Raw genomic sequence first — 14,869 nt, forward strand, 5'->3', positions numbered from 1 at the left:
GACATTTTTTGATCATAAGTCAGTTTCCCTTTGTTTCCGATCAGACTTAGGATTACAAAAAAAGATTAGCCGCCACTGAGCGACTAATCTTTTTTATTGACTCCTTATTCAGCATACTTGACCTCAGCTAAATACAGCCCTTCCGGATGAGCCGTGGGTCCCGCAGCATTCCGATCTTTTGCGGCTAAAATTTTCGGGATACTATCAGGTGCTAACCGACCATTCCCGATTTTTAACAGTGTACCGACTAAGATCCGGATCATCTTATATAAAAAACCGTTCCCGCGAAAAATAAAGGTCAATTCCGTCTCGTCTTCGTTCACACTGAGCTCAGCTTGATAGATCGTCCGCACTTTATCTTCAATCGAACTCCCTGATGCACAAAAAGAAGTAAAATCATGGGTTCCTAACAGATCTGGCAACGCTTGCCGAATCTTTTCTAGCTCTAACGGATAAGGATAGTACGCCGCGTAAAATCGGCGAAACGGACTCCGCGGTTTTTGAATCTGGACTTTGAAATGATACGTTTTTTCCGTAACTAAATAGCGCGCATGAAAATCACCTGGTACGATCTCTACTTTAGCAACTGCGATATCAGCTGGACTTTGAGTATCCAACGCAAAGCGCATCCGTTCTAATGGCCGTTCTTGCGGATAATCAAAATGGATCACTTGGCCTAACGCATGGACGCCTGCATCGGTCCGCCCGGAACCAAAAACGGTTATCGCCTCGCCATTATTCATTTTTTGTAAAGTCTTCTCCAGCTCTCCTTGAACCGTGCGCCCATTCGGCTGTTTTTGAAAACCATTAAAGTTCGTTCCATCATAGGCAATGATAGCTTTGTATCTTACCATCTTATAAATTCCTCCTAAATCAAAAAAGACGAGGACGTAAGCGCCGTCCTCGTCCGTTTTTTCAAGGCGTACCAAAAAATTTTGGCCGCCATTTTACTTTCTTATGTTCTCACGATCACCAAAGCAATCGTCAATAGTCCAAAGATGATCACGACCCCGGTATCAAGTTTGCCCCAGCTCAATATCCGAAACTTACTGCGGCCTTCTCCGCCCCGATACCCGCGGGCTTCCATCGCCGTTGCTAAATCTTCTGCGCGATTAAAGCTTGAGACAAACAGCGGAATCAACAACGGAACGATTGCTTTCATCTTTTGGATCAAACCACCTTCATTGAAATCAACTCCGCGCGCACGCTGAGCATTCATGATCTTTTCCGTCTCATCCATCAACGTCGGCACAAAGCGCAAAGCAATCGAAAGCATCAAAGCGATCTCATGGACTGGCACGTGAATCACGCGCAACGGTCGCAACAAAGATTCAATCGCATCTGACATTGAAAGCGGCGGAGTCGTCAAAGTTAAAAGCGTCGACATAAAGATGATCAAAATGAACCGGCAAAAAATAAACAACCCATTTTTGATCCCAAACTCCGACAAGCTAAAGATCCCCCACGACCAATATAATTCGCCGCCGCGGGTGAAGAGCATCTGCAAAATGACCGTAAACAAGATCAACCAGATCAATGGCCGGACACCTCGTAAGAAGAAACGAAAATCGACTTTTGATAAAAACACTGCAAACAAAGTGAAAGCTCCGAGTAGCAAATAACTTTGCCAGTTGTTCGCTAAAAAAATGATCCCGATAAAATAAAAACTAGCCACTAACTTAGCTCGGGGGTCCATCCGATGAATCAAGGAATCACCTGGAATAAAGCGACCAAAGATCAACTTGTTCATCATGGACGTTCACCTGCCTCATGGACGATCCAATCAGCCAGCTCGGCTTCAGTCAACGGCAACGTGGTAAGTTGTGCGCCGCGTGCTTGCATCTTTTCCGCAAAGGCACTCGCTTGTGGAACACCTAATTGTTTTTCTTTTAACCAAGCGACATCTTGGAAAAATTCTTGTGGTGTTCCGGCTTTGACTACTTGACCTTTTTCTAAAGCGTAGACGTAATCAGCAAAATTCGCTACATCGTCCATCAAATGTGTAACTAAGACGATGGTCAGCTTTTTTTCGCGATGGAGTTTTAAAAAGATCTCCATCATCTCTTTACGGCCTTGCGGGTCAAGACCGGCTGTCGGTTCATCCAACACTAAAACTTCTGGCTCCATCGCTAATACACCAGCGATCGCCACCCGCCGCATCTGACCACCAGACAATTCGAATGGCGAGCGTTCTAAGTAACTATCATCTAATCCTACTAAATGCAACATTTCTTCAGCTAACACTAAACTGTCAGCTTCACTGACCCCAAAATTTTGTGGCCCAAACGCGATATCTTTCGCAACGGTCTCTTCAAATAGCTGGGCCTCTGGAAACTGAAAGACGATCCCGACTTTTTTACGAATTGGCTTCAAATTTTTATTATTGGTTTCCGGTGTAATGATCCGGTCACCAATCTCAACTTTTCCCGCAGTCGGTTTCAACAATGCATTCAAATGCTGTAAGAGCGTCGATTTACCACTGCCGGTATGCCCCACTAAAGCGGTGTAAGATCCATCTTTGATCGCTAAGTCGACCTCATAAAGTGCTCGCTGCTCAAAGGGCGTATTGGCTTGATATACGTAACTTACTTTTTCAAAACGGATGTCCATAGCCAATCCATCATCCCTTCTTCATCTAAATATTCTGACGGGACCGGGATGCCCCGCGCACTTAAGGCCGCTTTCAATTTTTCCGCAAATGGCAAATCTAACCCTAACGAAATCAATTCGGTCCCTTGCGAAAAAATATCTTGCGGTGTACCTTCATCTACCAACTGTCCATCACGCATCACTAAGATCCGATGAGCACTAGCCGCTTCATCAATATCATGAGTGATCGAGATCACGGTCAAATCATTTTCCTCTTTGATCTTGCGGATCGTCTCGATCACATCTGCTCGCCCTTCTGGATCCAGCATACTAGTCGCTTCATCCAAAATAATAATATCCGGGCGCAAGGCAACGACACCGGCGATCGCGACCCGTTGTTTTTGTCCTCCTGAAAGTCGGGCCGGCTCCCGAGTCGCAAATTCATTCATCTTCACTTGCGTCAATGCATCGGTCACGCGTTTAACCATCTCAGAACGTGGGATACCTTGATTTTCTAGTCCAAAAGCTACATCATCTTCTACCGTCGCACCGACGAACTGATTGTCAGGATTTTGAAAGACCATCCCGACCATTTTACGTATCTCCCAGACCGTCTCTTCAGACAGTACTTTGCCGCCAACTGCGACTGAACCTGTTTCAGGCAACAACAAGCCATTGATGGTTTTAGCTAACGTTGATTTTCCAGAACCATTGCGGCCGACGATGGCAACCCATTCGCCTTTTTCAATCGAGAAGCTCACATCTTTTAACGCTGGCTGCTCATCTTCTTGATAACTAAATGCGATTTTATTTATCTCAATCATTGGATCCATAACTGCACCCTTCACATTCATTATTTTGCAAATCTGTTCTAAGACTAGCAAAAAAAACGCTTTTTTTCAATTACTCTTACTTCATAAAATCCTTTTGTATACGTAAATGTCTTGACAGGAATTTTAGGTATAAAAAAACACTTTATGATGAGTGCTGACTCCCCAGGTAAAACCTGAGGAGTAGCGCTGAGCTAGACTCGGAAGTCGCCTTCCAACATCATAACACTCTAAAAGAATCATCTATAAAGTGAAGAGTGATTATTAAACAAGTTCTAAAACAACCATAGGGGCGTTGTCGCCGCGACGAGGTTCTGTTTTAAGGATTCGAGTGTATCCGCCTTGACGTTCAGCATAACGAGGAGCGATGTCATTGAACAGTTTTTGTAAAGCTGTTTCAATTACGATTTCTTCGTTTTCTTCACGTACATCAGCGACTTCATTACGTACAAAGCTAGCAGCTTGACGACGTGCATGAAGATCACCGCGTTTACCTAAAGTAATCATCTTTTCAGTTGTTGAACGAACTTCTTTCGCACGAGCTTCAGTCGTTACGATGCGTTCGTTGATAAGTAGATCAGTCGTTAAATCTCGCAACATCGCTTTACGTTGGCTAGATGTGCGTCCTAATTTACGATAACTCACGTGGGATTCCCTCCTTTATAGTAATATTAATCGTCTTTACGTAAGCCTAACCCAAGATCATGCAATTTAGCTTTCACTTCTTCAAGTGATTTACGACCTAAATTACGGACTTTGATCATTTCAGGTTCGGATTTATTCGTTAATTCTTGAACCGTATTGATTCCAGCACGTTTCAAACAGTTGTAAGAACGTACAGATAAGTCTAGTTCTTCGATGGTCATTTCTAACATTTTTTCTTTTTGAGTCTCTTCTTTTTCAACCATGATCTCAGCATTTTTCGCTTCATCCGTTAAATTAACGAAGATATCCAAATGCTCAGTCAAGATCTTAGCCGCTAAGCTTAACGCTTCTTGGGCAATAATTGACCCATCAGTCCAAATTTCCATCGTTAATTTATCAAAATCATCACGATGTCCAACCCGTGTATTTTCAACTTGATAATTGACTTTACGAACTGGTGTGTAGATAGAATCGACAGGAAGAACACCAATCGGCATATCTTCTTTTTTGTTTTCGTCTGCTTGAACATAGCCTCGACCAGGTCTGACTGTCAAACGCGCATGAAAAGTCGCGCCTTCTGACACCGTACAAATGTATAAATCTTTATTCAAGATTTCTACGTCACTATCCACGATAATATCGCCGGCAGTAACCGTAGCTGGTCCAGTAATATCGATCTCAAGGGTTTTTTCTTCTTCGCTGTAAAGCTTCAATGCTAAACCTTTGATATTCAAGATGATTTGTACCACATCTTCTCGCACACCTTTGATGGTTGAGAACTCGTGCAACACGCCATCGATTTGAATATTTGTAATAGCAGCCCCAGGTAAAGAAGAAAGTAGAATACGACGTAGAGAATTACCTAAAGTAGTCCCATAACCTCTTTCCAAAGGTTCAACAATGAACTTGCCATAGTCTCTGTCTTCATCAATTTTGGTGATTCTTGGTTTTTCGAATTCAATCATTCTTATCTTTTACCCCTTTCAAAACGAAAAGTGTCTTGTTCAATGACGTTCCGGTAAAACTCATAGTGAGCAGGGCACTCATTAAACACGACGGCGTTTTGGAGGGCGGGCACCATTATGAGGTACTGGAGTCACGTCACGGATTGCGGTTACTTCCAAACCAGTTGCTTGCAATGAACGAATCGCTGCTTCACGACCAGAACCAGGGCCTTTAACAGTTACTTCAACACTTTTCAATCCATGTTCCATTGCAACTTTTGTCGCTGTTTCAGCAGCCATTTGTGCCGCGAAAGGTGTTGATTTTTTACTACCTTTGAAACCTAATGCACCGGCAGAAGACCAAGCAATGGCGTTACCATTGGTGTCAGTGATCATGACGATTGTGTTATTAAAAGTCGAATGAATGTGAGCGATTCCTGTCTCAATATTCTTTTTCACACGACGTTTACGATTGACTTTCTTTGCTACCATGAAGATTTAAACCTCCTTCACTAATTATTTTTTCTTACCTGCGATTGTCCGAGCTGGACCTTTACGCGTACGAGCATTGTTTTTAGTGTTTTGTCCACGTACAGGCAAACCACGACGATGACGGATACCACGGTATGAACCGATTTCCATCAAACGTTTGATGTTCAAGTTGGTTTCACGACGAAGATCGCCTTCAACTTTTAATTTATCAACTTCAGCACGGATAGCGTCTGTTTGTTCGTTGGTTAAATCACGTACACGAATGTCTTCAGATACGCCAGCATCTGCTAAAACTTTTTTAGCGGTAGTGTTTCCGATCCCAAAAATATAAGTTAGAGAAATCACTACGCGTTTATCACGAGGAATATCTACTCCTGCAATACGAGCCATACTTATTACACCTCCATTATCCTTGACGTTGTTTATGTTTTGGATTTGCTGGGCAAATCACCATAACGCGCCCTTTACGGCGAATTACTTTACAATGTTCACACATTGGTTTTACTGATGGTCTTACTTTCATGATAATACCTCCTGTAGTTTTACGGAGTACAACTACTTAAAGCGATAAGTGATACGGCCACGGCTCAAGTCATACGGTGATAATTCGACCGTAACTTTGTCTCCTGGTAAAATACGAATGTAGTGCATCCGGATCTTGCCAGAAACAGTTGCAAGAACTTGGTGTCCGTTTTCCAACTCGACTTTAAACATTGCATTCGGCAAAGTTTCGACGACTGTCCCTTCGACTTCGATCATATCTTCTTTTGCCACGCACAGTACCTCCTTGTACTTGTTTCGCATTTTCACACGATAAAATGGCGGAAACTGCAGTTCCCACCTTACTTTCAAACGTTAACTTCTAACCTTAGAAGTCGGACTGATATATTCTATCACAATTCATCCTCTTTAGCAAGACGTACTGCTTTTCAAGTTGGTAGGCATAGATTATTTAGTAATGATCGCTTTTACATCTGTAAAAACATCATCGATATCACGATCTCCATCGATTGGATATAACACTCCAGCATCTTTGTAATAAGCTAAGATTGGTTGACTAGCTTTCACATTGACAGCTAAACGATTTTTAACTGTTTCAGGTTTATCATCTTCACGTTGATAGAACTCATGTCCGCCGCAACGATCACACGTTCCTTCAACTTTTGTCGGGTTAAAGATCTTATGATACGTCGCCCCACAATTTCGACAGATAAAACGACCAGCTAATCTTTCTACCAATACGTCTTCTGCTACTTGGATCTCAATCACGGCGTCAATTTTTTTGTTCAAGTCTTGCAACATTTCAGACAATGCTTCCGCTTGATCTAACGTCCGCGGAAAACCATCTAACAAGAAACCCTTGTCAGTATCTGGCTGTGCTAAACGTTCTTTGACGATGCCGTTGGTAACTTCATCCGGGACCAAATCCCCTGCATCCATGAAAGATTTTGCTTTCAAGCCGAGTTCGGTCTCGTTTTTGATTGCTTCGCGGAACATATCCCCCGTACTGATATGCGGGATTTGATACGTTTCAACGATTCTTTCTGCTTGTGTTCCTTTACCTGCGCCAGGCAGCCCCATTAAGATGAGGTTCATTGTACGTTTCCCTCCTTAGTTACTGGGAAGTGTGAGAAAGGTGCTGAGGGAAATCCTCAACACACTTGTCTACGCTTCATCCATAAAGCCAACATAACGTCGCTTCAACATAAGTCCTTCTAGCTGTTTGGCAGTTTCTAACGCAACCCCGACTACGATCAAAAGACTAGTACCACCTAATCCGATCGATTGTGGCAAGTTCCAAATCATTTGAGCAATGATTGGGATCAATGCGATCAAACCTAAGAAAACTGACCCTACGACACTCAATCGCATCAAGATCGAAGAAACATATTCTTCAGTCCCTTTACCAGGTCGTACACTCGGAATGTAGCTTCCTTGTTTTTGTAAGTTCTCCGCTAATTTCTCCGGATTAACTTGGACAAACGCATAGAAGAAAGTAAAGGCAACGATCAAGACCGTATAGATTGCCGCGCCTGGCACTGTATTGTAACTGAATAATTTCGTTAACACTTCGTACCAGCCTTCAGCACCATAATTTTTAGCAAGAGCTTGCAAGACCGCATTCGGAGTTGCAATGAATGAACTTGCAAAAATAACTGGGATAACTCCGGCAGCATTTACTTTTAAGGGTAGATAACTGCTTGTTGGAGCGCCGACGATTTGTTTTGTATATTGAATGGGAATCTTTCGTTCCGCTTGTTGGAAGTACGTCACGAAGACGACGATTAGCAAAATAGCGATCAATAAAATCACTACAAAAACAATCGATTTCCACAGATCACTTTGTTCGATATTGACAAAATAATCGTTGTAGATATCAATGACACTTTGTGGTAAACGAGAAATAATCCCTGCAAAGATAATCATTGAAACCCCGTTTCCGATTCCTTTTTCCGTAATTTGTTCCCCTAACCACGTTACAAACATCGTACCGGCAGTCAGGATCACACCAATCGTGATAAAGGTCTGAGCATTTCTGTTTGGTACGAAACCAAATTGAGCAAAATAATCAAAACCAGCCGTAATACTGACTGATTGGATGAAAGCTAAGACTAAAGTTAAATAGCGAGTCGCTTGATTTAACTTTTTCCGTCCAACTTCCCCTTGTTTAGACCATTCTACAAACTTAGGCACAATATCCATCTGCAACAACTGAATAACAATTGAAGCAGTGATATAAGGCGAAACCCCCATCGAAAAGATGGAGAAGTTTTGCATTGCCGAACCTGAAACCATATTCAACATTCTGAAGAAAGGCATTTCGCTTAGGCCTTGCAAACCTTTAGCATCAACACCGGGGACAGTGATTTGTGCTCCAATTCGAAACACTAACAGCATCCCAACGGTAAATAGAATACGTGATCGGATGTTCTTGACTTTAAAAGAATCCTTTAAAAGTTTAAACATTAAATCACCTCGATTGATCCACCCGCAGCTTCAATAGCTTCTTGCGCAGCTTTTGAGAATTTTGCAGCCTTCACAGTTAATTTTTTATCTAAAGAACCATTTCCTAAGATTTTGATTCCACCTTTTTCGTTTTTCACGATTCCAGCTTCAACCAAAACAACCGGTGTTACTTCGGTTCCATCTTCAAAACGGTTTAAAGCATCTAAATTAACAACAGCATATTCTTTACGGTTAACGTTTGTGAAACCACGTTTTGGTAAACGACGGAACAATGGAGTTTGTCCACCTTCGAATCCTAAACGTACGCCACCACCTGAACGAGCTTTTTGTCCTTTTTGTCCACGTCCTGATGTTTTTCCGTTACCAGATGAAGTACCACGACCGACACGATTGCGTACTTTCCGTGAGCCTTCAGCAGGTTGTAATTCATGAAGTTTCATTATTATCGGCACCTCCTTAGTTAGATAGTATTAGTACAATTAAATTTCTTCAACGTCCACTAAGTGAGAGATTGTGTTAACCATACCTTTGATTGCTTCATTAGCAGGTTTAACTACAGTGCTGTTCACTTTTCTTAGACCCAACGCTTTAACAGTATCACGTTGGTTTTGAGGACGTCCGATAATACTGCGTTTTAAAGTAATTTTTAATTCAGCCATTATTGCGTCCTCCTTAGTTTGCGAAATTTTCAACAGATACGCCGCGTAATTGCGCAACGTCTTCTGCTTTTTTCAATTGTTTCAAGCCATCAACTGTTGCGCGTACAACGTTGATCGGTGTGTTTGAACCTAATGATTTAGAAGTAACATCAGCTACACCAGCTAATTCCAAGACGGCACGAACTGGTCCACCAGCAGCTACCCCAGAACCTTCAACAGCAGGCTTCATCAAGATGCGGCCGCCGCCAAAGACACCAATAACTTCATGTGGAAGTGTAGTGCCGACCATTGGTACTTCAACTAAGTTTTTCTTAGCATCTTCAATCGCTTTACGAATTGCTTCTGGTACTTCTTGTGCTTTACCAGTACCAAAGCCTACGTGGCCATTACGGTCGCCAACTACTACAAGCGCTGCGAAACGTAAACGACGTCCACCTTTAACAACTTTTGTAACACGGTTGATCGCAACGACGCGGTCTTCTAATTCCAAGTGTTTTGGATCGATATAAACCATGAATGGTGTTCCTCCTTCTCCTAAAATTCTAGTCCATTTTCGCGAGCTGCTTCAGCTAAAGCTGCTACACGGCCATGGTAAAGGTATCCACCACGGTCAAAGACTACTTCTTTAATACCTTTTTTAACAGCACGTTCTGCCACTAATTTACCGACAGCTTGTGCTTGTTCAGTTTTAGTTCCACCTGAAACTTCTTTGTCTAAGGCAGAGGCACTTGCTAGCGTCACACCCGCTACGTCATCAATTACTTGCGCGTAGATATTTTTGTTAGAACGAAAAACGTTCAAGCGTGGGCACTCAGCAGTACCAGAGATTTTGTTACGAACACGCATATGACGCTTTTGACGTGTTTTATTTTTATCTGGTTTTGTAATCACAATTGTCACCTCTTTGAATTTGCTAGCCTAAGCCGCAAGTAGGATCAACCTACTATTTACCAGTTTTACCTTCTTTACGACGTACGTATTCGCCAGTATAACGGATACCTTTGCCTTTATAAGGTTCTGGAGGACGAGTTCCACGAATGTTCGCAGCTAATTCGCCGACATGTTCTTTATTTGCACCTTTAACGATTACTTGCGTATTCGCAGGTACTTCGATTTCGACGCCTTCTGGGGCAACGATTTCGACTGGATGTGAGTAACCAACGTTCAAGACAAGTTTTTTACCTTGTAATTGCGCACGGTACCCAACCCCGATTAATTCTAAAGATTTTTGGAATCCTTCAGACACACCGACAACCATGTTGTTGAAGTTGGCCCGGGTAGTTCCGTGGATTGTTTTCATTTCTTTGCTGTCATCTGGACGAGTGAATGTTACTTCGTTACCTTCGATATTCATTTCGATATCAGAAGATAATGTACGGGTCAATTCACCCTTTGGACCTTTAACAGTTACTTCGTTTCCCTTTTGAGTTACTTCAACTCCAGCAGGTAAAACGACTACTTTATTACCAATACGGCTCACTTAAAGACACCTCCTTGTAGTTTGCTTAAAATTACCAAACGTAAGCTAGCACTTCGCCGCCGACGTTTTTCGCTCTAGCTTCTTTGTCAGTTACTAAACCTTCAGAAGTAGAGATGATCGCGATACCTAAACCGTTTAAAACTTTTGGTACTTCGTCAGCTTTGACATAAGCCCGCAAACCTGGTTTAGAGATACGTTTCAAGTTCGTGATAACACGCTCGTCGTTTTTACCGTATTTAAGGAAAACACGGATCACGCCTTGTTTGTCATCTTCGATATATTCAACATCACGGACGAATCCTTCTTTTTTAAGGATCTCAGCGATGTCACGTTTGATTTTTGAAGCAGGCACTTCAACTGTATCGTGTTTTACCATGTTGGCATTCCGAATACGAGTTAAAAAATCTGCGATTGGATCTGTCATGACCATTGAACTATTTACCTCCTTTATGCGAGTTTTATTTTACCAGCTAGCTTTCTTCACGCCGGGAATTTGACCTTTGTAGGCAAGTTCGCGGAAGCAAATACGGCAAAGATGAAATTTACGATAGACTGAATGTGGACGTCCGCAACGTTCGCAACGAGTGTATTCTTGCGTTGAGAATTTTGCAGGGCGTTTGTTTTTAGCAATCATTGATTTTTTAGCCAATTTTTTCGCCTCCTTGATTATTTTTGGAATGGCATTCCAAGTTGTGTCAATAATTCGCGAGATTCTTCGTCAGATTGTGCAGTTGTAACCACGACGATATCCATCCCACGAACTTTATCAACTAAATCATAGTCAACTTCAGGGAAGATCAATTGTTCTTTGATACCTAAAGTATAGTTACCACGGCCGTCAAAGGCTTTTTTACTGATTCCGTGGAAGTCACGAACCCGTGGAAGGGAAACTGTAACTAGTTTGTCTAAGAATTCATACATTCTTTCTCCACGTAGGGTAACTTTCGCACCGATCGGCATTCCTTCACGCAAACGGAAACCAGCAATTGATTTCTTCGCTTTTGTGATGATTGGTTTTTGTCCTGAGATCAAAGTCAATTCTTCAACTGCTTTGTCTAAGTTTTTAGCGTTTGATACCGCATCACCGACACCCATGTTGATGACGATCTTTTCAACTTTAGGGACTTCCATAATTGAACTATAGTTAAATTTTTCCATTAATGATGGCGTTACTTCATTTAAGTATTTTTCTTTAAGGCGGTTCATCTGTTAAGATCCTCCTTTCCTAATGTTTTATTTATCTAGAACTTCGCCGGTTTTTTTCGAAACGCGGACTTTTTTACCGTCAACTACTTTATAGCCAACGCGAGTTGCTTCTCCGTTTGAAGGATCGATCACCATGACATTTGAAGCATGGATCGGCGCTTCTAACTCAACGATTCCGCCTTGAGGGGCAGCTTGAGAAGGTTTTTGGTGTTTTTTCACGATATTGACGCCTTCAACAACGACTTTATCTTTCTTAGGAAGGGCTTCTAAAACAACGCCTTCTTTATTCTTATCTTTACCAGAGATAACTTTTACTTTATCGCCTTTTTTAACGAACATTACTGTTGCGCACCTCCTTTGGTTGAAACTTCCGATTATAATACTTCCGGTGCCAATGAAACGATCTTCATGAAGTTGTTTTCACGTAATTCACGTGCAACAGGTCCGAAGATACGTGTTCCTCTTGGGCTCTTGTCATCACGAATGATAACTGCTGCATTTTCATCAAATTTAATATATGAACCATCAGTACGACGTGCGCCTGATTTTGTGCGAACGATAACGGCTTTTACGACGTCACCTTTTTTGACAACCCCACCTGGCGTTGCTTGTTTAACCGTAGCAACGATCACATCACCGATGTTAGCAGTTTTGCGACCAGATCCACCAAGGACTTTGATGGTCAAGATTTCACGAGCGCCTGAGTTATCCGCAATTTTTAAACGGCTTTCTGCTTGGATCACTTGTGTATCCTCCTTTCAGATTTTAAAAGATAATCTATATAGGAAAGTCTCGTGTGATTAAATAACTACTGCTTTTTCAACGATTTCAATCAGACGGAACCGTTTGGTAGCTGATAATGGACGAGTTTCCATGATTTTCACGACGTCGCCAACTTTTGCTTCGTTGTTTTCGTCGTGTGCTTTGTATTTTTTAGAATATTTCAAACGTTTCCCATAGATAGGGTGGTTTTTCTTGGTTTCAACGACAACTGTGATGGTTTTATCCATCTTGTCTGATACCACACGACCTTGGTAAACTTTACGTTGATTTCTTTCTTCAGACATACGAAAAATGGTCTCCTTTCCTATTTGTCAGCTTGTTCACGCAATACAGTTTTGATGCGTGCAATCGATTTACGTACTTCTTTAATACGTGCAGTGTTTTCTAATTGACCTGTTGCTAATTGGAATCTAAGATTGAACAATTCTTCTTTTAATTGTTTTTCTTGATCAAGCATTTCGGCAGTGGTTAATTCTCTGATTTCTTTAACCTTCATTCGATTCACCACCCATTTCCTCACGTTTTACGATCTTAGTTTTCATTGGTAATTTGTGAGACGCAAGACGTAATGCTTCGCGTGCAACTTCTTCAGGAACACCGGCAACTTCAAACATGATCTTGCCGCGTTTAACTGGGCTTACCCAGCCTTCAGGAGCACCTTTACCAGATCCCATACGAACACCAATAGCTTTGGCTGTATAAGATTTGTGAGGGAAGATTTTAATCCATACTTTCCCGCCACGTTTCATATAACGAGTCATTGCAATACGAGCCGCTTCGATTTGACGGTTTGTGATCCAGTGAGAATCCACTGCTTGTAAACCATATTCACCGAAAGCTACTTCTTTGCCGCCTTTAGCTTCTCCGCGCATTTTACCACGGAACTCACGACGGTGTTTTACACGTTTAGGTACTAACATGATTATTTCCCTCCTTTCTCAGTGTTTTGTGCGTTTTTCTTAGTAGGAAGAACTTCGCCACGATAGATCCACACTTTAACTCCTAGTTTTCCGTATGTTGTGTTTGCTTCTTCCCAAGCGTAGTCAATATCAGCACGCAATGTATGAAGCGGAACGGTACCTTCTGAATAGCCTTCAGAACGCGCGATATCAGCACCATTTAAACGACCAGAAACTTGTGTTTTGATCCCTTTAGCGCCAGAACGCATTGTCCGTTGGATCGCTTGTTTTTGCGCACGACGGAAAGCAACACGGTTTTCTAATTGACGTGCGATTCCTTCACCAACTAATTTTGCATCTAAATCTGGTTTTTTGATTTCCACAATGTTAATGTGAACTCGTTTACCAGTTAAATTGTTTAATTCTTTACGTAAGGCTTCGACCTCGGAACCACCTTTACCGATAACCATGCCAGGTTTAGCCGTGTGAATTGAAATGTTGACGCGATTTGCAGCGCGTTCGATTTCAACTTTTGATACAGCGGCATCAGCAAGTTTAGTTGCGATGAACTTACGGATTTTCAAATCTTCGTGTAAGAATTCAGCATACTCTTTTTCAGCATACCATTTAGCATCCCAATCTCGGATGATGCCAACACGCATTCCAATTGGATTTACTTTTTGACCCACAGATTATCCCTCCTTATTTTTCTGATACCACTACAGTGATGTGACTTGTACGTTTGTTGATTGGTGAAGCTGAACCTTTAGCACGTGGACGGAACCGTTTCATAGTTGGTCCTTCGTTAACGAAAGCTTCAGAAACAACCAATGTTTCAACGTCTAAGTCAAAGTTGTTTTCTGCGTTAGCAACTGCTGACATTAAAACTTTCTCAATAATTCCAGCAGATTTATTCGGTGTGAATTTCAAAATTGAAATTGCTTCGGCTACGCTTTTCCCTCTGATAAGATCGATTACTAAACGGGCTTTACGAGGAGAAGTGCGAACTGTTTTTGCAGTTGCTTTAGCTGATGTGATTTGTTGTTCTGCCATTGTAATATCCTCCCCTCAAAATTAGCGTTTTGTTTTCTTATCATCGCTAGCATGGCCACGATAAGTTCTTGTTGGTGCAAATTCACCTAATTTATGTCCTACCATGTCTTCTTGGATGTAAACAGGTACATGTTTACGTCCGTCATATACTGCAATTGTAAATCCTACGAAACTAGGAAAAACAGTTGAGCGACGAGACCAAGTTTTAATAACTTTCTTCTTTTCAACACCTTGTTGTGCTTCGATCTTCTTCATCAAGTGATCATCAGCGAAAGGTCCTTTTTTCAAACTACGACCCATGGTGAACCTCCTCTCAAAATGT

28 protein-coding genes are annotated in these 14,869 nt (G+C 41.9%); all 28 read right to left on the minus strand.

Features of this window, described 5'->3' with window-relative positions; translation table 11 throughout:
• Positions 1-104: 104 nt before the first annotated feature.
• The 28 genes from truA to rpsS all read right to left on the minus strand — a co-directional run bounded on the left by truA (position 105) and on the right by rpsS (position 14,847).
• Positions 105-854, minus strand: coding sequence for a tRNA pseudouridine(38-40) synthase TruA (gene truA, locus GVJ38_RS05450; RefSeq protein ID WP_159722169.1), 750 nt, complete (start codon positions 852-854; stop codon positions 105-107).
• Between the two features lie 101 nt (positions 855-955).
• The gene (locus GVJ38_RS05455; protein WP_159722170.1) at positions 956-1,753 is read right to left on the minus strand and encodes an energy-coupling factor transporter transmembrane component T family protein; all 798 of its coding nucleotides are present in this window, start codon (positions 1,751-1,753) and stop codon (positions 956-958) included.
• Positions 1,750-2,610, minus strand: coding sequence for an energy-coupling factor ABC transporter ATP-binding protein (locus GVJ38_RS05460; RefSeq protein WP_159722229.1), 861 nt, complete (start codon positions 2,608-2,610; stop codon positions 1,750-1,752). Before GVJ38_RS05460 ends, GVJ38_RS05455 begins: the two co-directional genes overlap by 4 nt.
• On the minus strand, positions 2,586-3,422 hold the full coding sequence (locus tag GVJ38_RS05465) for an energy-coupling factor ABC transporter ATP-binding protein (RefSeq protein WP_159722171.1): 837 nt from the start codon (positions 3,420-3,422) through the stop codon (positions 2,586-2,588). The genes GVJ38_RS05460 and GVJ38_RS05465 overlap by 25 nt, the downstream gene beginning before the upstream one ends.
• 261 nt (positions 3,423-3,683) lie before the next feature.
• Positions 3,684-4,064, minus strand: coding sequence for a 50S ribosomal protein L17 (gene rplQ, locus GVJ38_RS05470; RefSeq protein ID WP_159722172.1), 381 nt, complete (start codon positions 4,062-4,064; stop codon positions 3,684-3,686).
• A gap of 26 nt (positions 4,065-4,090) precedes the next feature.
• Positions 4,091-5,029 carry a DNA-directed RNA polymerase subunit alpha gene (locus tag GVJ38_RS05475; RefSeq protein ID WP_159722173.1) on the minus strand — a complete coding sequence of 313 codons (939 nt, stop codon included), beginning with the start codon at positions 5,027-5,029 and terminating at the stop codon, positions 4,091-4,093.
• 81 nt (positions 5,030-5,110) lie between these two features.
• Entirely contained in the window at positions 5,111-5,500 is a 390-nt protein-coding gene (gene rpsK / locus GVJ38_RS05480) for a 30S ribosomal protein S11 (protein ID WP_159722174.1), read from the minus strand.
• A 24-nt stretch (positions 5,501-5,524) separates the two neighbouring features.
• Positions 5,525-5,890: a 30S ribosomal protein S13 gene (gene rpsM / locus GVJ38_RS05485; protein ID WP_159722175.1), complete on the minus strand. Its 366-nt coding sequence runs from the start codon at positions 5,888-5,890 to the stop codon at positions 5,525-5,527.
• Positions 5,891-5,906: 16 nt separating this feature from the next.
• Positions 5,907-6,023, minus strand: a complete 117-nt coding sequence (rpmJ, locus tag GVJ38_RS05490) for a 50S ribosomal protein L36 (protein WP_002288710.1) — start codon at positions 6,021-6,023, stop codon at positions 5,907-5,909.
• A gap of 32 nt (positions 6,024-6,055) precedes the next feature.
• Entirely contained in the window at positions 6,056-6,274 is a 219-nt protein-coding gene (gene infA, locus GVJ38_RS05495; RefSeq protein ID WP_010767960.1) for a translation initiation factor IF-1, read from the minus strand.
• A 174-nt stretch (positions 6,275-6,448) separates the two neighbouring features.
• Positions 6,449-7,096: an adenylate kinase gene (locus GVJ38_RS05500; RefSeq protein WP_159722176.1), complete on the minus strand. Its 648-nt coding sequence runs from the start codon at positions 7,094-7,096 to the stop codon at positions 6,449-6,451.
• 69 nt (positions 7,097-7,165) lie between these two features.
• Positions 7,166-8,467: a preprotein translocase subunit SecY gene (gene secY, locus GVJ38_RS05505; protein WP_159722177.1), complete on the minus strand. Its 1,302-nt coding sequence runs from the start codon at positions 8,465-8,467 to the stop codon at positions 7,166-7,168.
• Complete coding sequence (gene rplO, locus GVJ38_RS05510) at positions 8,467-8,907, minus strand: 50S ribosomal protein L15 (protein ID WP_159722178.1); 441 nt, start codon at positions 8,905-8,907, stop codon at positions 8,467-8,469. The genes secY and rplO overlap by 1 nt, the downstream gene beginning before the upstream one ends.
• A gap of 39 nt (positions 8,908-8,946) precedes the next feature.
• On the minus strand, positions 8,947-9,126 hold the full coding sequence (gene rpmD, locus GVJ38_RS05515; RefSeq protein WP_235032826.1) for a 50S ribosomal protein L30: 180 nt from the start codon (positions 9,124-9,126) through the stop codon (positions 8,947-8,949).
• Between the two features lie 13 nt (positions 9,127-9,139).
• On the minus strand, positions 9,140-9,640 hold the full coding sequence (gene rpsE, locus GVJ38_RS05520; RefSeq protein ID WP_159722179.1) for a 30S ribosomal protein S5: 501 nt from the start codon (positions 9,638-9,640) through the stop codon (positions 9,140-9,142).
• A 20-nt stretch (positions 9,641-9,660) separates the two neighbouring features.
• Positions 9,661-10,017 (minus strand): 50S ribosomal protein L18, encoded by a 357-nt coding sequence (gene rplR / locus GVJ38_RS05525; RefSeq protein WP_159722180.1) that lies wholly within the window; start codon positions 10,015-10,017, stop codon positions 9,661-9,663.
• A 52-nt stretch (positions 10,018-10,069) separates the two neighbouring features.
• A complete protein-coding gene (gene rplF / locus GVJ38_RS05530; protein ID WP_159722181.1) occupies positions 10,070-10,606 on the minus strand; it encodes a 50S ribosomal protein L6 in 537 nt (178 codons plus the stop codon).
• A gap of 31 nt (positions 10,607-10,637) precedes the next feature.
• Entirely contained in the window at positions 10,638-11,036 is a 399-nt protein-coding gene (gene rpsH, locus GVJ38_RS05535; protein ID WP_159722182.1) for a 30S ribosomal protein S8, read from the minus strand.
• Positions 11,037-11,069: 33 nt separating this feature from the next.
• Positions 11,070-11,255, minus strand: coding sequence for a type Z 30S ribosomal protein S14 (locus GVJ38_RS05540; RefSeq protein ID WP_003128010.1), 186 nt, complete (start codon positions 11,253-11,255; stop codon positions 11,070-11,072).
• Between the two features lie 17 nt (positions 11,256-11,272).
• Positions 11,273-11,812 (minus strand): 50S ribosomal protein L5, encoded by a 540-nt coding sequence (rplE, locus tag GVJ38_RS05545; RefSeq protein ID WP_159722183.1) that lies wholly within the window; start codon positions 11,810-11,812, stop codon positions 11,273-11,275.
• Positions 11,813-11,839: 27 nt separating this feature from the next.
• Positions 11,840-12,151 (minus strand): 50S ribosomal protein L24, encoded by a 312-nt coding sequence (rplX, locus tag GVJ38_RS05550; protein WP_159722184.1) that lies wholly within the window; start codon positions 12,149-12,151, stop codon positions 11,840-11,842.
• A 35-nt stretch (positions 12,152-12,186) separates the two neighbouring features.
• Complete coding sequence (gene rplN, locus GVJ38_RS05555; RefSeq protein ID WP_159722185.1) at positions 12,187-12,555, minus strand: 50S ribosomal protein L14; 369 nt, start codon at positions 12,553-12,555, stop codon at positions 12,187-12,189.
• Between the two features lie 57 nt (positions 12,556-12,612).
• A complete protein-coding gene (gene rpsQ / locus GVJ38_RS05560) occupies positions 12,613-12,879 on the minus strand; it encodes a 30S ribosomal protein S17 (RefSeq protein WP_159722186.1) in 267 nt (88 codons plus the stop codon).
• Positions 12,880-12,899: 20 nt separating this feature from the next.
• On the minus strand, positions 12,900-13,091 hold the full coding sequence (gene rpmC / locus GVJ38_RS05565; protein ID WP_010747210.1) for a 50S ribosomal protein L29: 192 nt from the start codon (positions 13,089-13,091) through the stop codon (positions 12,900-12,902).
• Complete coding sequence (rplP, locus tag GVJ38_RS05570; RefSeq protein ID WP_159722187.1) at positions 13,081-13,515, minus strand: 50S ribosomal protein L16; 435 nt, start codon at positions 13,513-13,515, stop codon at positions 13,081-13,083. Before rplP ends, rpmC begins: the two co-directional genes overlap by 11 nt.
• Before the next feature lie 2 nt (positions 13,516-13,517).
• Positions 13,518-14,183 (minus strand): 30S ribosomal protein S3, encoded by a 666-nt coding sequence (gene rpsC, locus GVJ38_RS05575; RefSeq protein ID WP_159722188.1) that lies wholly within the window; start codon positions 14,181-14,183, stop codon positions 13,518-13,520.
• A 13-nt stretch (positions 14,184-14,196) separates the two neighbouring features.
• Positions 14,197-14,547, minus strand: a complete 351-nt coding sequence (rplV, locus tag GVJ38_RS05580) for a 50S ribosomal protein L22 (RefSeq protein WP_159722189.1) — start codon at positions 14,545-14,547, stop codon at positions 14,197-14,199.
• 21 nt (positions 14,548-14,568) lie between these two features.
• The gene (gene rpsS, locus GVJ38_RS05585) at positions 14,569-14,847 is read right to left on the minus strand and encodes a 30S ribosomal protein S19 (protein ID WP_159722190.1); all 279 of its coding nucleotides are present in this window, start codon (positions 14,845-14,847) and stop codon (positions 14,569-14,571) included.
• Between the last annotated feature and the right edge of the window lie 22 nt (positions 14,848-14,869).

It is taken from the genome of Enterococcus sp. CSURQ0835 (assembly GCF_902706605.1).
In the GTDB taxonomy this organism is placed as follows: Bacteria; Bacillota; Bacilli; order Lactobacillales; family Enterococcaceae; genus Enterococcus_A.

What these genes read in the sequence shown, in the direction of transcription:
- GVJ38_RS05455 (WP_159722170.1), bottom strand. Translation starts at nt 1,753, where the DNA reads ATGATGAACAAGTTGATCTTTGGTCGCTTTATTCCAGGTGATTCCTTG.
- secY (WP_159722177.1), bottom strand. Translation starts at nt 8,467, where the DNA reads ATGTTTAAACTTTTAAAGGATTCTTTTAAAGTCAAGAACATCCGATCA.
- rplX (WP_159722184.1), bottom strand. Translation starts at nt 12,151, where the DNA reads ATGTTCGTTAAAAAAGGCGATAAAGTAAAAGTTATCTCTGGTAAAGAT.
- rpmJ (WP_002288710.1), bottom strand. Translation starts at nt 6,023, where the DNA reads ATGAAAGTAAGACCATCAGTAAAACCAATGTGTGAACATTGTAAAGTA.
- rpmC (WP_010747210.1), bottom strand. Translation starts at nt 13,091, where the DNA reads ATGAAGGTTAAAGAAATCAGAGAATTAACCACTGCCGAAATGCTTGAT.
- rpsS (WP_159722190.1), bottom strand. Translation starts at nt 14,847, where the DNA reads ATGGGTCGTAGTTTGAAAAAAGGACCTTTCGCTGATGATCACTTGATG.
- GVJ38_RS05500 (WP_159722176.1), bottom strand. Translation starts at nt 7,096, where the DNA reads ATGAACCTCATCTTAATGGGGCTGCCTGGCGCAGGTAAAGGAACACAA.
- GVJ38_RS05475 (WP_159722173.1), bottom strand. Translation starts at nt 5,029, where the DNA reads ATGATTGAATTCGAAAAACCAAGAATCACCAAAATTGATGAAGACAGA.
- rplE (WP_159722183.1), bottom strand. Translation starts at nt 11,812, where the DNA reads ATGAACCGCCTTAAAGAAAAATACTTAAATGAAGTAACGCCATCATTA.
- rplV (WP_159722189.1), bottom strand. Translation starts at nt 14,547, where the DNA reads ATGGCAGAACAACAAATCACATCAGCTAAAGCAACTGCAAAAACAGTT.
- rpsQ (WP_159722186.1), bottom strand. Translation starts at nt 12,879, where the DNA reads ATGTCTGAAGAAAGAAATCAACGTAAAGTTTACCAAGGTCGTGTGGTA.
- rplO (WP_159722178.1), bottom strand. Translation starts at nt 8,907, where the DNA reads ATGAAACTTCATGAATTACAACCTGCTGAAGGCTCACGGAAAGTACGC.
- rpsM (WP_159722175.1), bottom strand. Translation starts at nt 5,890, where the DNA reads ATGGCTCGTATTGCAGGAGTAGATATTCCTCGTGATAAACGCGTAGTG.
- rpsK (WP_159722174.1), bottom strand. Translation starts at nt 5,500, where the DNA reads ATGGTAGCAAAGAAAGTCAATCGTAAACGTCGTGTGAAAAAGAATATT.
- rpmD (WP_235032826.1), bottom strand. Translation starts at nt 9,126, where the DNA reads ATGGCTGAATTAAAAATTACTTTAAAACGCAGTATTATCGGACGTCCT.
- rpsE (WP_159722179.1), bottom strand. Translation starts at nt 9,640, where the DNA reads ATGGTTTATATCGATCCAAAACACTTGGAATTAGAAGACCGCGTCGTT.
- truA (WP_159722169.1), bottom strand. Translation starts at nt 854, where the DNA reads ATGGTAAGATACAAAGCTATCATTGCCTATGATGGAACGAACTTTAAT.
- GVJ38_RS05465 (WP_159722171.1), bottom strand. Translation starts at nt 3,422, where the DNA reads ATGGATCCAATGATTGAGATAAATAAAATCGCATTTAGTTATCAAGAA.
- rpsH (WP_159722182.1), bottom strand. Translation starts at nt 11,036, where the DNA reads ATGGTCATGACAGATCCAATCGCAGATTTTTTAACTCGTATTCGGAAT.
- GVJ38_RS05460 (WP_159722229.1), bottom strand. Translation starts at nt 2,610, where the DNA reads ATGGACATCCGTTTTGAAAAAGTAAGTTACGTATATCAAGCCAATACG.
- rplP (WP_159722187.1), bottom strand. Translation starts at nt 13,515, where the DNA reads ATGTTAGTACCTAAACGTGTAAAACACCGTCGTGAGTTCCGTGGTAAA.